Raw genomic sequence first — 13,003 nt, 5'->3', positions numbered from 1 at the left:
CACCATGGCTATCTTCCTTACCAAGGACAGCAAGGTCATCGTCCAGGGCATGACCGGCGCCGAGGGCATGAAGCACACCCGCCGCATGCTCGCCTCCGGCACCGAGATCGTCGGCGGTGTCAACCCGCGCAAGGCCGGTACCACGGTCGACGTCGACGGCACCGAGATCCCGGTCTTCGGCTCCGTCGCCGAGGCCATGGAGAAGACCGGCGCGGACGTCTCCGTCCTCTTCGTGCCGCCGGCCTTCACCAAGGCCGCCGTCATCGAGGCCATCGACGCCGAGATCCCGCTGGCCATCGTCATCACCGAGGGCGTCCCGGTGCACGACACCGCCGCCTTCTGGGCGTACGCCGGTTCCAAGGGCAACAAGACCCGGATCATCGGCCCGAACTGCCCCGGCCTGATCAGCCCCGGCCAGTCGAACGCGGGCATCATCCCGGCCGACATCACCACCTCGGGCAAGATCGGTCTGGTGTCGAAGTCCGGCACCCTGACCTACCAGCTCATGTACGAGCTGCGCGACATCGGCTTCTCCTCGGCCGTGGGCATCGGCGGTGACCCGATCATCGGGACCACCCACATCGACGCCCTCAAGGCCTTCCAGGAGGACCCGGAGACCGAGATCATCGTCATGATCGGTGAGATCGGTGGCGACGCCGAGGAGCGTGCCGCGGCCTACATCGCCGAGCACGTCACCAAGCCGGTCGTCGGCTACGTCGCGGGCTTCACCGCCCCCGAGGGCAAGACCATGGGCCACGCCGGCGCCATCGTCTCCGGCTCCTCGGGCACCGCCCAGGCGAAGAAGGAGGCCCTTGAGGCCGCCGGTGTCAAGGTCGGCAAGACGCCGTCCGAGACCGCCCGCCTGGCCCGCGAGATCATCGCCGGCTGACCCCGGTCACCCGCGTGGTGAGCGCCCCCGCCCTTCCCGGGCGGGGGCGCTCGCCGTTTCCGGCACCGGGCTCCCAGGGCCCGCCGACTCGGTGTTTCGCCGGTTCAGTGCCCGGTCCCGGCGTCCGGGGCCGGCGCCTTCTCGGTGCCCGGCCCCGTGCCGCAGGGCAGCGGGGACCAGGCCGGACAGGCCGCCGGATCCTGCGGCGGCGGCGGGGCCGCGCCCCGGGCCGCCACCGGTAGCTCCCAGCGCGCCACCGCCCGCGCCTGCGGATCCGCCACCACCGCCTCCAGTCCCGGAGTCGGACTGCACCACAGACTGGTGATGCCGTTCGGCGCACCGTCCGGCCGCAGCGGCACCCCCGGCTCCGCCACCTCAGCGGTCGGGGCCGGCACGCAGAGCGCGGGGACCGGCGGATCGGGCTCGTGGAACAGCACCGCCGGACGCAGCCCCGCCAGCGTCGCCACCGCCGCCCCGGCCACCGCCGCCGTCAGCAGCGCGGCCGCGCCGGTCCGGCTCGCCGTCCACAGCCGGTGCCGGGCCCGCAGCACCGGCACCGGCGCCCGGTGCGGCTCCGGACAACCCCGTACCGCCGCCCGGTGCAGCAGTGCGCTCAGCCCGTCGGCGAACCCCGGGGCCGCCGGATCCGGCCCCACCAGCTCCGGCACCCACTGCGCCAGCGCCTCCCGCGCCGCCCACACCCGCCCCTCGGCCGCCCGCCGGGTCGACTCCACCTCCACCGCGATCGCCGCCGCCGGCAGCCCCAGCCCGTCGTGCAGCACCAGGGCCCGCCGCTGCGACCGCGACAGCCGTCGCAGTGCCTTCAGCAGGGCCTTGTCCCGGTCGGTCAGCCGGTCGTGGTCCGGCAGCACGGACTGCGCCTCGTCGGCCGGCCGCACCCGGATCCGCCGGTGCGGCAGCGCCCACGCGTGCGCCTGCCGGGGCCCGCCCCGGCGCCATGGCGACAGCGCCAGCTCGGACGCCCGCACCCGCACCCAGCCCTCCGGGTCACCCGACCCGACCACCCCGCCCCAGTCCTGCCGGGCCTCTCCGAACGCGCGCCGCACGCAGTGCACCGCCCGGTGCCGACAGGCCGTCAACAGGAACACCTGCTGCACCAGCCGGGTGTGGGCGTCCTCGTACAGCTCCTCGAAGCTCTCCGTCAGGTCGCGCCCGCTGCCCGCCTCGGAGAGCGCCAGGCTGATCCGCTCCCGCGCGCCGGCTCCGCCCGGTTCCGGCCGCCCGGCGGCGGACTCCGGGACGGCCCGCTCGCCCCCGGTCCGGCCGGAGGCCGCGGCGGGACCGGCGGACGACGCTGCGGGCCGGTGGCCGTCGTCCCGGCCCCGGGCCGCCCGTCGTCCGTCCGGGCCGCTCTTCGCCCGACCGGACGCTGCACCGGTGGCGGAGTCGGTGGCGGACGCGGCACCGGAGTCGGTGGCGGGCGGTGCGAGGGGCCCGCCCTTGTTCCGCCCCCGGGCCGTCCGTCCGTCGGGTCTGTTCCTGGCCCGGTCCGCCGCGGTGCCGGCTGCGGCGACGGGGGGCGCGGGGCGACCGCCCTTGTTCCGGCCCCGGGCCCGGGCCGGCCGTCCGTCGGGGGCGGCCGGGGGGCCGTCGTGCCGTGCCGTCGGCCGCTGCTCGCCGTCGGTGGCCGGGGCGCCGGTCGTGGGCCGGCCGGGGGTGGGGGAGCGGTGGTGGTCGCCGGGGGTCGGGGTGGTCTGTGTCATGCCGCTGCGTTCTCCCGGGGCGGTGGGGGCCGTGCGCGTGCGGTCGGCGTCGGTGGGGGCGGCCGGGCGGCGCCGGCCCGGGCCGGTGGGGGGTGCGGTGCGGAGGAGGGCGATGGCGGCGGCCTCGGTGGGGCAGCCGAGCTTCCGCATGGCCCGGTGGAGATAACTGCGGGCGGTCGTGGGGGTGACGCCGAGTGCGGCGGCGGTGTGGTCGACGCCGTGGCCGGCGGCGAGGTGGGCGAGGGCCTCGGCCTCACGGGGGGTCAGTTTCCGCAGCGGGTCGGTGGCACGGGTGGGCGGCGTGGTCATCAGACGCTCCGGGCCGGGGCGGCGGCGGCTTGGGGGCACGGTCTGAAAAGGCGCATAAGCCAATAATCTGGGACACGGCGGCGGTTTGCCGGTTCACGGAGCATGGCGAGTCGCCTTGGCACCATGAGGCGCATGACGCAGCTGATGGGTCGTCCGATCCTGGAAGTGCCGGACGAACTGGGTGGACGGCCCGTACTGGCCGACCTGTTGGCGGGCGTGCGGACGGCGCTGGTCGGTCTGGCGGCGGTCGGAGTGCCGGTGCTGGGGCTCTGGGTGGCGACGCCGTACGCGGATTCCGACGCGGCCGGTGCCACCCGGTTGGCGGGTTCGCTCTGGTTGCTCGGGCACGGCGCGCCGGTGCTGCGCGGTGCCGCGGACGCCCCGGTGACGGTCAGTCCGCTGCTGCTCGGCCTGCTGGTGGTGGTGCGGCTCTACCGGGCGGGGGCCGGGGTGGCCTCGCGGCGCGGGCTGCGCTCGCGCTGGGGCGGCCCGGTGGCGCTCTGGGCGGGGTACTGCGCGGTGGCGGCCGGGGTGGCGCTGCACAGCGCGGGGGCCGGGCTGTTCCGCAGCCGGGTGCTGCCGGACCTGCTGGTGGTGGGTCTGCTCGCGGGGCTGTCGACGGCCGCGGGCGTCCGGTCGGTCGAGCCGGCCGGGGCCGGTGCCGAGCGGCTGTGGGAGCGGCTGCCGGCGGGCTGGCGGCCGACCGGCGGCGGCCCCGCGGTGGGCCGGGCGGTCGTGGCGGCGGGGGCGGGGCTGGTCGCGGTGGGCGCGCTGCTGGTGGCGGGGTCGGCGGTGCTGGACGCGCTGGTCGGCGGCGGCCGCGGGATGGCGCTGCTCGGCGGCGGGCCGGCCGCGCTGGTCGGGCTGCTGCTGCTCACCGTGGCGCTGCTGCCGAACGCGGTGCTGTGGGGTGCGGCGTACGCGTTGGGCCCGGGGTTCGAGGTCGGTGCCGGGGCGCTGGTGTCGCCGGGCGGTACGGGGCTCGGCCCGGTGCCGGAGTTCCCGCTGTTCGCCCTGCTGCCGCAGGACGGGCCGGGGGGCTGGCGGCTGGCCGTGCTGCTGCTGCCGCTGCTGGCCGGGCTGGTGCCGGCGGTGCTGCTCGGTCGGGCGGCGGCGGGCCGTCGGGGGGAGCCGGGCGGCTCGGCGCCCTGGCCGCCCGCGGCGACGGTGGTGGCGGCGCTGGCGGCGGCGCTGCTGCTGGGGGCCGGCGCGGCGCTGCTGGGCTGGTCGGCGGGCGGGGCGCTGGCGGCCGGGCGGATGGCGTGGCTGGGGCCGGTGCCGTGGTGGACGGGCCTGGCGGCGGCGGGCTGGCTGGCCGTGGTGGCGGTGCCGGGTGCCCTGCTGGTCCGCCACCGGGTGCTCGGCCCGACGCCGGTCGGGAGTGCGGACGAGGTGGAGGGGCCGGACGCCGTGCCGGTGGCCCCGGCGGCCGGGTCCGGCGCCCGCGCCCGGCTCGCGGTCCGGGCGCGCCGGAGCGCACTGGAGCTGCGCGCCGGTACGTACGCCCTGGTGCTGCGGCTGTCCGGTCAGCGCCCGGCCGACCCGGACCTCGACTGAGCCGGACGGCCACGTCCGACCCGGCGGTCCGACCCGGGCGTCCCGTCCGACCCGGCCGTCCCGGCGACTACTCCGAGTTGCCGGTGAAGTCCACGTACCACTGCGGCGCGTACCGGTCGCAGTTCTCGGCGCCGACGTTGGTCAGCGAGTCCCGGACGCAGGTCATGTAGTCCTGGTAGTAGACGCTGAGCCCGATCACCGAGGTGGCGACCACGACGGTCATCGCACCGGTGAGGATCCCGGCGAGCGCGGCCGGGGTGAGCGGGTTGGGCGCCGGGATCCCGGCCGGACCGCCCAGGGGGGCGGGAGCCGCGGCGGCGGGCCGCTTGGCACGCAGCGCGCCGATGCCCCAGGCGATGCCGAGCACCCCGACCAGCAGCGCGATCCACTGGAAGCCCAGGAACAGGCAGACCAGCGCGAACGGTCCGGCCAGCGCGGCGTTGCGGGCCTTGCGGTGGGTCGGGTCGGTCGGGTCGAGCCGGGGCGGCGGCGGGGCCTGCGGACGTCGGCCGGGGCCGCCGTCGCCGAGGCCCGGTCCCCACGGCGGCGGGTACGGCGGACGGTCGCCGTTCTGGCCGCCACCGCCCTGGCCGCCGTCGCCCTCCGCGCCCTGGCCGGGCCAGGGGCTGCGCGGCCGCCACGGCTGGTCCGGGGCGTCCGTGGGCGGCGGCGCGAAGGGGTTGCGCTCGTCGGTGTCGTCGCCGCTGCTCATGGGTTCAGCCGTTCCTTCTCGGTCGGGGCTCGTGCCGGAGGTCGCGCCTGGGAGCGGTCTCCTCCGCCCCCAATGATCCCGCAAGCGTTCGAGGGTCCGGCGGGGGCCTGCCCGCGGCCGTGCGGCGCGCGGGCGACTCCGGTGCGGGGGGCCCGAGGAGATCCCCGTCTCAACTACGCGCGTAGCGCCGCGGGGAGGGTGCGGAGGCCTTCCGACCAGCCGTTATCGTGGTGACGGTCAGCAGCTCAGATAGGTTCCCCGGGGCCCGCGTCGTGGTGGGTTCCCCTGGTGTTCCCCTTCGCTCGACCTGCCGTTCGTAGTGGCCCCACCGCCCGGTGGACGTACCAGCGGGCGGCGCCCGACCTACGGAGAATCGCGCAGTGGCCGCCGCCCCCGCCCAGCTCTTCCCGCCCCGTACGCCCGGACCGGCCCGCCTGGTGGTGCTGGTCTCCGGCTCCGGCACCAACCTCCAGGCCCTGATCGACGCCGTCGCCGACCCGGCCTTCGGCGCCGAGATCGTCGCCGTGGGTGCGGACCGGGACGGGATCGCCGGCCTGGAGCGCGCGGAGAAGGCGGGCCTGCCGGGCTTCGTCCACCGGGTGAAGGACTTCCCGGACCGGGCCGACTGGGACCGCGCGCTGACCGCCTCCGTCGCCGCCCACCGGCCGGACCTGGTGGTCACGGCCGGCTTCATGAAGATCCTCGGCCCCGAGTTCATCGCGGCCTTCGCGGGGCGGATCGTCAACACCCACCCCGCACTGCTGCCGTCCTTCCCCGGCGCCCACGGCGTCACCGACGCGCTCGCGTACGGGGTGAGGGTCACCGGCTGCACCGTCCACCTGGTCGACGCCGGCGTGGACACCGGGCCGATCATCGCGCAGGGCGTCGTCGAGGTCGTCGACGCCGACCACGCCGATGGCGGCGAAGCTCTGCACGAGCGCATCAAGACTGTCGAGCGCAAGCTGCTCGTCGACGTCGTGGGCCGGCTGGCCCGCGAAGGTCACCGCATCGAGGACCGAAAGGTATGGATCCCGGCATGAGTGCCAGCTCCACCACCACGCCCGTTTCGGAGAACGTCCGTCCGATCCGTCGCGCGCTGATCAGCGTGTACGACAAGACCGGTCTGGAGGAGCTGGCCCAGGGCCTGCACGCCGCCGGGGTCGCCATCGTCTCCACCGGCTCCACCGCCGGCCGGATCGCCGCCGCCGGCGTCCCGGTGACCGAGGTCTCCGAGCTGACCGGCTTCCCGGAGTGCCTGGACGGGCGCGTGAAGACGCTGCACCCCCGGGTGCACGCCGGCGTGCTCGCCGACCTGCGGCTGGAGTCGCACCGCGCCCAGCTGGCCGAGCTCGGCGTCGAGCCCTTCGACCTGGTCGTGGTGAACCTCTACCCGTTCAAGGCCACCGTCGCCTCGGGTGCCACCCCGGACGAGTGCGTCGAGCAGATCGACATCGGCGGCCCGAGCATGGTCCGCGCCGCCGCCAAGAACCACCCCTCGGTGGCCGTGGTGGTCGACCCGGCCCGCTACGCCGACGTGCTGACGGCGGCCCGCGAGGGCGGCTTCGACCTGGCCACCCGCAAGCGCCTGGCCGGTGCCGCGTTCGCCCACACCGCCGCCTACGACGTGGCCGTCGCCTCCTGGTTCGAGGCCGGCTACGCCCCCAGCGACGAGCGGTTCCCCGAGTTCCTCGGCGGCACCTGGGAGCGGCAGAACGTGCTGCGCTACGGCGAGAACCCGCACCAGGGCGCCGCGCTGTACAGCGACGGCACGGGCGGCCTGGCCGGCGCCGAGCAGCTGCACGGCAAGGAGATGTCGTACAACAACTACGTCGACACCGACGCCGCCCGCCGCGCCGCGTACGACCACGCCGAGCCGGCCGTCGCGATCATCAAGCACGCCAACCCGTGCGGCATCGCGACCGGCGCCGATGTCGTCGAGGCGCACCGCAAGGCCCACGAGTGCGACCCGGTCTCCGCGTACGGCGGCGTGATCGCGGTCAACCGCCCGGTCACCGTCGAGCTGGCCGAGCAGATCGCCCCGATCTTCACCGAGGTCGTGGTGGCCCCCGGCTACGAGGACGGCGCGGTCGAGGTGCTGGCCCGCAAGAAGAACCTGCGGGTGCTGGTCGCCCCCGGCGCCCCGGCCAACCGCCAGGAGGTCCGCCCGATCTCCGGCGGCGTGCTGCTCCAGGACGCCGACCGGGTGCAGGCCGAGGGCGACGACCCGGCGAACTGGACGCTGGCCACCGGTGAGGCGCTCCCCGCGGCCGAGCTGGCCGAGCTGGCCTTCGCCTGGCGGGCCTGCCGGGCCGTCAAGTCCAACGCGATCCTGCTGGCCAAGGACGGTGCCTCGGTCGGCGTCGGCATGGGCCAGGTCAACCGGGTCGACTCCTGCAAGCTCGCGGTCGAGCGGGCCGGCGAGCGGGCCAAGGGCTCGTACGCGGCCTCGGACGCCTTCTTCCCGTTCCCGGACGGCCCGGAGATCCTGATCGCCGCCGGGGTCCGGGCGATCGTCCAGCCCGGCGGTTCGATCCGCGACGAGCAGGTCGTCGAGGCGGCCCTGGCGGCCGGCGTCACGATGTACTTCACCGGTGCGCGGCACTTCTTCCACTGACCCCTGGTGACACGAAGCGGCCCGGCCCCTCCGAGGAGGGAGCCGGGCCGCTTCGTCGTGGTCCGTGCCGTGCGGTCAGTAGCGCGGCCGGTTGAACCAGTTGACACCGCCCTGGGTGCACATCGCGGTGATCCAGATGACGCAGATCGCGACCCAGAGCACGCCGAGGATGATGCTCACCGCGATGCCCTGGGAGGCCCCGCTGGCCAGGTCGAGCAGGCCGAACAGCGAGGCGATCGAGCCGTAGACGATGGTGGTGATCCGGGTGGCGTTGCCGCCCTTGCCGTACTTCGCGCCCAGCGTGATGGAGAGCGCGGCGGCCAGCGCGAACACGATGCCGACCACGACCAGGATGCCGGCGGCGGCGTCGCCGATCGAGGAGATGAAGTCGCTGTCGCTCGCCCCGCTCTTGTTGACGGCGTCCTTGGTGGCCGCCGCCCCGATCAGGCACCCGAGCGCGAGCAGCACCTGGGTGCCGCCCACGATGAACAGCAGCACCCGGGCGGTGGTCACCAGGCCCGGCATGGTCTGCGGCACGGCCGGCGCGTAGCCGTAGCCCGGCGCGGCCGGCGGCGGGTAACCGTAGCCCGGGGCGGGCTGCGGCGGGGCCTGCTGCGGGTAGCCGTAGCCCGGGGCGGGCGGCTGCTGGCCGTACGGGTTGTTCGGGTCGGGCGGGTAACTCATGGATGCCTCCGGGCAGTTACGGGGACGCGGGGACGGGACGGCGGAGGACCCGGTTGCGGTCGACGCATCGGTTCGTCGACGGAACGGGACGGTATCGGAGCACAGTGACAACCCGGCGGCGGTGACGGCCGCGGCCGGCTCAGAACTGTGATGACGAGCGGGTGATCGGACGCCGGGACGGACACGGCGCGGTGAGGTCGGCGCCGAGACGGTCGGGCTGCTCGGTGTGCTGTGGTCGGATCACTGGCTCTTTCCCCCGGGTACGCCCCGCCGCGGGATCCGTCGGCCCGTCACCGGGCCTGGTCGCGGCAGGGGATGCCCGCATATCGTCACCGGACGGCGGCGCGCTGTCCAGCCGGTTCCGGTCGCCTGGTCAAGACTGTGGCGCAACCGCAACGTGGTGCGGACCTTCCGTACCCGTCCGGTCGCGCCGAGGAGCGCCGCGGCCGATGGGGAGGACCCCGCTACGGGAGCCCGGTACGGGAGGCGGCCGCGATCCGGGAGAATGGGGTCATGACTGCCCAGATTCTCGATGGCAAGGCCACCGCCGCCGCGATCAAGTCCGAACTCGCCGCCCGCGTGGCGGTCCTCAAGGCGAAGGGCGTCACGCCCGGCCTCGGCACCGTCCTGGTCGGCGACGACCCGGGCAGCCGCTGGTACGTCAACGGGAAGCACAAGGACTGCGCCGAGGTCGGCATCGCCTCGATCCAGCGCGAGCTGCCCGCGACCGCCACCCAGGAGGACGTCGAGAACGTCGTCCGCGAGCTCAACGCCGACCCGTCCTGCACGGGTTACATCGTCCAGCTGCCGCTGCCCAAGGGCCTGGACCAGAACCCGGTCCTGGAGCTGATGGACCCGGACAAGGACGCCGACGGCCTGCACCCGACCTCGCTCGGCCGCCTCGCGCTGGGCATCGACGGCCCGCTGCCGTGCACCCCGCTGGGCATCGTCGAGCTGCTGCGCCGGCACGACGTCGAGATCGACGGCGCCGAGGTGGTCGTGGTCGGCCGCGGCATCACCGTCGGCCGCTCGATCGGCCTGCTGCTGACCCGCCGCAGCGAGAACGCCACCGTCACCCTGTGCCACACCGGCACCCGGGACCTCGGCGCGCACCTGCGCAAGGCCGACATCATCGTGGCCGCCGCGGGCGTGCCGCACCTGGTCAAGCCGGAGGACGTCAAGCCGGGCGCCGCGGTGCTGGACGTCGGTGTCAGCCGCAGCGAGGGCAAGATCGTCGGCGACGTGCACCCGGGCGTGGCCGAGGTGGCCGGCTGGATCTCCCCGAACCCCGGCGGGGTGGGCCCGATGACCCGCGCGATGCTGCTCAACAACATCGTCGAGGCGGCCGAGCGCCGCGCCGGCGTCTGACCCCCGAGGGACGGCGAGCATGACTGAACCGCGACCGGCGCGGTCCCGGCAACGGCCGGTCAAGACCACCGGCACCCTGCCGCCCGAGGGGGCTTCCCCGGCCCTCGGGCGCGACCACGCCCTGCCGGTCCGGCAGTGGCCGATAACGCTGGTCCTGTCGGTGGTCGGCGCCGGCCTCGCGGTCACCTGGTTCGCCGACTTCAAGGACGGCTTCAAGTACGGGCTGCTGATCCTCGGCTGCGGGGTGCTGCTCGGCGCGGTGCTGCGACTGGTGCTGCCCGAGGTCGGGATGCTGGCGGTGCGCAGCCGGTTCACCGATGTGATCGTGCTGGCCTTCCTGGGGGCCTCGATCGTGCTGCTGACCCTGGTCGCGCAGCCGAACCCCTGGCTGGAGTTCCCGCTGCTGGACAACATCGGCCAGCTGATCGGCCGGCCCAAGCACTGAGCCGGCCCGAGCACCGAGTCGGCCCGAGCACCGAGCCGCCGCACCGTGCCGACCGCGGCCCCGTCCGGATTCCCGGGCGGGGCCGCGCTGCGTCTGTGACGCATCAGCCACGCCCGCACACGCGGCGTACGCTTCCCTTTGCGATAACCTGACGCCGGTCTCTCGACGTCGAGAGATCATCCTCGGCTCCAGTGCGCCGGTGTGCCTGGGGCACCTGGCGATTTGCTGGAGAAGGTAGAAATGACCCGCACCCCCGTCAACGTCACCATCACCGGAGCGGCCGGCCAGATCGGCTACGCGCTGCTCTTCCGCATCGCCTCGGGCCACCTGCTCGGTGCCGACGTGCCGGTGAACCTGCGCCTCCTGGAGATCCCGCAGGGCCTCAAGGCCGCCGAGGGCACCGCCATGGAGCTCGTCGACTGCGCCTTCCCGCTGCTGCGGGACATCACCATCACCGACGACCCGAACAAGGCCTTCGACGGCACCAACGTCGGCCTGCTGGTCGGCGCCCGTCCGCGCACCGCGGGCATGGAGCGCGGTGACCTGCTGCAGGCCAACGGCGGCATCTTCGGCCCGCAGGGCAAGGCCATCAACGACAACGCCGCGGACGACGTCAAGATCCTGGTCGTCGGCAACCCGGCCAACACCAACGCCCTGATCGCCCAGCGCAACGCCCCGGACGTCCCGGCCGAGCGCTTCACCGCGATGACCCGCCTGGACCACAACCGCGCCGTCGGCCAGCTGTCCGCCAAGACCGGCGCCCTGGTCTCCGACATCAAGCGCGTCACCATCTGGGGCAACCACTCCGCGACCCAGTACCCGGACATCTTCCAGGCCGAGGTCGCCGGCAAGCCGGCCTTCGAGGCCGTCGGCAGCGACCAGGCCTGGCTGGAGAACGACTTCATCCCGACCGTCGCCAAGCGCGGCGCGGCCATCATCGAGGCCCGTGGCGCCTCCTCGGCCGCCTCGGCCGCCAACGCCGCCATCGACCACGTCTTCACCTGGGTCAACGGCACCGCCGAGGGCGACTGGACCTCCATGGGCGTCGTCTCCGACGGCTCCTACGGCGTCCCGGCCGGCCTGATCTCCTCCTTCCCGGTCACCACCAAGGACGGCAAGTTCGAGATCGTCCAGGGCCTGGAGATCTCCGACTTCTCCCGCGCCCGCATCGACGCCTCGGTCAAGGAGCTGACCGAGGAGCGCGACGCGGTGCAGGAGCTGGGCCTCATCTGAGCCCCGCCGCACGGCCTTCCGACGGCCCGCCCCTCCCACCTCCGGGAGGCGGCGGGCCGCCGCCGTTCCCGGAGCGGTTCGTCCGCGGCGCCTACACTGGCCCGCTGTGAACGAAACCCTCGGGGACGCCGCGCTCGTCCTCGTCTTCATCCTGCTGGGCGGGCTGTTCAACGTCGCCGAGATCTCGCTGATCTCGCTGCGCGAGGGCCAGATCCGGACGCTGGAGGCGCGCGGCACCCGGCGTTCGGCCCGGGCGGCGCACCTGGCCGCCGACCCCAACCGCTTCCTGGCCGCCGTCCAGGTCGGCGTGACCTGCATGGGCTTCCTGTCCGCCGCCTTCGGCGCGGACACCCTGGCCGGCAAGGTCGCCCCGCTGTTCGTCCGGGCCGGGCTCTCCCAGGGGGTGGCGGACGCCGGCGCCCTGGTCGGCCTGACCCTGGTGATCAGCTACGTCTCGCTGGTGCTCGGCGAGCTCACCCCCAAGCGGATCGGCCTGCAGCGCGCCGAGTCCATCGCGGTGGTGGCCGCCCCGGTGGTGGACGTGATGTCGGTGGCGCTGCGCCCGGTGATCTGGCTGCTCGGCCACTCCACCAACCTGATGGTCCGGCTGTTCGGCGGCGATCCGGCCGCCGGGCGCGGCTCGATGAGCTCCGAGGAGCTGCGCGGGCTGGTCGCCTCCAACACCGAACTGGGCAGCGACGAGCGGGCGTTGATCGCGGACGTGTTCGCCGCCGGGGAGCGCCAGCTGCGCGAGGTGATGGTCCCGCGGACCGAGGTGACCTTCCTGGACGCGGAGCGGCCGCTGGCCGCCGTCCGGCACCAGGCGGAGACCTCGCCGCACTCGCGCTACCCGGTGGTCGAGGGCAGCGCCGACGCGGTGGTCGGCTTCGTCCACGTCCGGGACCTGTACGGCGCCCGCGGCGAGCAGGCCGCCAAGGTCCGCGACCTGGCCCGCCCGGTCAAGCTGCTGCCCGGCACCAAGCGGGTGCTGGAGGCGATGGGCGAGATGCGGCGGGAGGGCCACCACCTGGCCATCGTGATCGACGAGTACGGCGGCACCGCCGGCATCGTCACCCTGGAGGACCTGGTCGAGGAGGTGATCGGCGAGATCCGGGACGAGTACGACCGCCCGGAGTCCGCTCCGACCCGCCGGCTGGCCGGCGGCGGGATCGAGCTGGACGGCCTGCTCAACCTCGGCGACTTCGAGGAGGAGACCGGCGTCGCCCTGCCCGAGGGCCCGTACGAGACGGTGGCCGGCTGCCTGGTCGCCGCGCTCGGCCGGCTGCCCCGGGACGGCGACCACGCCCGGGTCCCGGTCGAGGGCGGCACGACGGTGCTGCTGACGGTGGCCAAGGTGGAGGGCCGGCGGATCGCCCGGGTGAGGGTGAGTGCGGTCACACCGGACGGGGCTGCGGGGGCGGAGGTTTCCTGAGCGACCGGGGGAACTGGAAGAATGACCCGCATGGTC

11 protein-coding genes are annotated in these 13,003 nt (G+C 74.8%); 8 read left to right on the top strand and 3 right to left on the bottom strand.

Annotated elements, in window-relative coordinates; genetic code table 11:
- Positions 1-4: 4 nt before the first annotated feature.
- Complete coding sequence (gene sucD, locus ABTZ03_RS03935; protein ID WP_350511265.1) at positions 5-889, top strand: succinate--CoA ligase subunit alpha; 885 nt, start codon at positions 5-7, stop codon at positions 887-889.
- 104 nt (positions 890-993) lie between these two features.
- Here sucD and ABTZ03_RS03930 read toward each other — a convergent pair whose 3' ends face one another.
- The gene (locus tag ABTZ03_RS03930; RefSeq protein WP_350511264.1) at positions 994-2,922 is read right to left on the bottom strand and encodes a LuxR C-terminal-related transcriptional regulator; all 1,929 of its coding nucleotides are present in this window, start codon (positions 2,920-2,922) and stop codon (positions 994-996) included.
- A 132-nt stretch (positions 2,923-3,054) separates the two neighbouring features.
- Here ABTZ03_RS03930 and ABTZ03_RS03925 point away from each other — a divergent pair, with 132 nt between their 5' ends.
- On the top strand, positions 3,055-4,479 hold the full coding sequence (locus ABTZ03_RS03925; RefSeq protein ID WP_350511263.1) for a cell division protein PerM: 1,425 nt from the start codon (positions 3,055-3,057) through the stop codon (positions 4,477-4,479).
- Between the two features lie 67 nt (positions 4,480-4,546).
- On the opposite strand, the gene ABTZ03_RS03920 is transcribed toward ABTZ03_RS03925, so the two are convergent.
- Positions 4,547-5,191, bottom strand: a complete 645-nt coding sequence (locus ABTZ03_RS03920; RefSeq protein WP_350511262.1) for a hypothetical protein — start codon at positions 5,189-5,191, stop codon at positions 4,547-4,549.
- Between the two features lie 380 nt (positions 5,192-5,571).
- On the opposite strand from ABTZ03_RS03920, the gene purN reads away from it, so the two are divergent.
- Together purN and purH are read left to right on the top strand one after the other, a co-directional pair.
- Positions 5,572-6,231 (top strand): phosphoribosylglycinamide formyltransferase, encoded by a 660-nt coding sequence (purN, locus tag ABTZ03_RS03915; RefSeq protein ID WP_350511261.1) that lies wholly within the window; start codon positions 5,572-5,574, stop codon positions 6,229-6,231.
- Positions 6,228-7,805, top strand: a complete 1,578-nt coding sequence (gene purH, locus ABTZ03_RS03910) for a bifunctional phosphoribosylaminoimidazolecarboxamide formyltransferase/IMP cyclohydrolase (protein ID WP_350511260.1) — start codon at positions 6,228-6,230, stop codon at positions 7,803-7,805. Before purN ends, purH begins: the two co-directional genes overlap by 4 nt.
- A gap of 75 nt (positions 7,806-7,880) precedes the next feature.
- On the opposite strand, the gene ABTZ03_RS03905 is transcribed toward purH, so the two are convergent.
- On the bottom strand, positions 7,881-8,489 hold the full coding sequence (locus tag ABTZ03_RS03905) for a hypothetical protein (protein ID WP_350511259.1): 609 nt from the start codon (positions 8,487-8,489) through the stop codon (positions 7,881-7,883).
- Between the two features lie 513 nt (positions 8,490-9,002).
- Between ABTZ03_RS03905 and ABTZ03_RS03900 the strand changes: the two genes are divergently transcribed.
- The 4 genes from ABTZ03_RS03900 to ABTZ03_RS03885 all read left to right on the top strand — a co-directional run bounded on the left by ABTZ03_RS03900 (position 9,003) and on the right by ABTZ03_RS03885 (position 12,967).
- On the top strand, positions 9,003-9,857 hold the full coding sequence (locus ABTZ03_RS03900; RefSeq protein WP_350511258.1) for a bifunctional methylenetetrahydrofolate dehydrogenase/methenyltetrahydrofolate cyclohydrolase: 855 nt from the start codon (positions 9,003-9,005) through the stop codon (positions 9,855-9,857).
- Positions 9,858-9,876: 19 nt separating this feature from the next.
- Positions 9,877-10,302 (top strand): DUF3017 domain-containing protein, encoded by a 426-nt coding sequence (locus ABTZ03_RS03895; protein ID WP_350511257.1) that lies wholly within the window; start codon positions 9,877-9,879, stop codon positions 10,300-10,302.
- A gap of 240 nt (positions 10,303-10,542) precedes the next feature.
- Positions 10,543-11,535, top strand: a complete 993-nt coding sequence (locus ABTZ03_RS03890; RefSeq protein WP_350511256.1) for a malate dehydrogenase — start codon at positions 10,543-10,545, stop codon at positions 11,533-11,535.
- Between the two features lie 106 nt (positions 11,536-11,641).
- Positions 11,642-12,967, top strand: coding sequence for a hemolysin family protein (locus tag ABTZ03_RS03885; protein WP_350511255.1), 1,326 nt, complete (start codon positions 11,642-11,644; stop codon positions 12,965-12,967).
- Positions 12,968-13,003: the final 36 nt, after the last annotated feature.

The organism is Kitasatospora sp. NPDC096077 (assembly GCF_040303245.1).
Lineage (GTDB): Bacteria > Actinomycetota > Actinomycetes > Streptomycetales > Streptomycetaceae > Kitasatospora.
The sequence above is the reverse complement of the archived record's forward strand: the minus strand, read 5'-3'. Positions and strand labels throughout refer to the sequence as shown.

What these genes read in the sequence shown, in the direction of transcription:
- ABTZ03_RS03925 (WP_350511263.1), top strand. Translation starts at nt 3,055, where the DNA reads ATGACGCAGCTGATGGGTCGTCCGATCCTGGAAGTGCCGGACGAACTG.
- ABTZ03_RS03895 (WP_350511257.1), top strand. Translation starts at nt 9,877, where the DNA reads ATGACTGAACCGCGACCGGCGCGGTCCCGGCAACGGCCGGTCAAGACC.
- ABTZ03_RS03920 (WP_350511262.1), bottom strand. Translation starts at nt 5,191, where the DNA reads ATGAGCAGCGGCGACGACACCGACGAGCGCAACCCCTTCGCGCCGCCG.
- purH (WP_350511260.1), top strand. Translation starts at nt 6,228, where the DNA reads ATGAGTGCCAGCTCCACCACCACGCCCGTTTCGGAGAACGTCCGTCCG.
- ABTZ03_RS03930 (WP_350511264.1), bottom strand. Translation starts at nt 2,922, where the DNA reads ATGACCACGCCGCCCACCCGTGCCACCGACCCGCTGCGGAAACTGACC.
- ABTZ03_RS03905 (WP_350511259.1), bottom strand. Translation starts at nt 8,489, where the DNA reads ATGAGTTACCCGCCCGACCCGAACAACCCGTACGGCCAGCAGCCGCCC.
- sucD (WP_350511265.1), top strand. Translation starts at nt 5, where the DNA reads ATGGCTATCTTCCTTACCAAGGACAGCAAGGTCATCGTCCAGGGCATG.
- ABTZ03_RS03890 (WP_350511256.1), top strand. Translation starts at nt 10,543, where the DNA reads ATGACCCGCACCCCCGTCAACGTCACCATCACCGGAGCGGCCGGCCAG.
- ABTZ03_RS03900 (WP_350511258.1), top strand. Translation starts at nt 9,003, where the DNA reads ATGACTGCCCAGATTCTCGATGGCAAGGCCACCGCCGCCGCGATCAAG.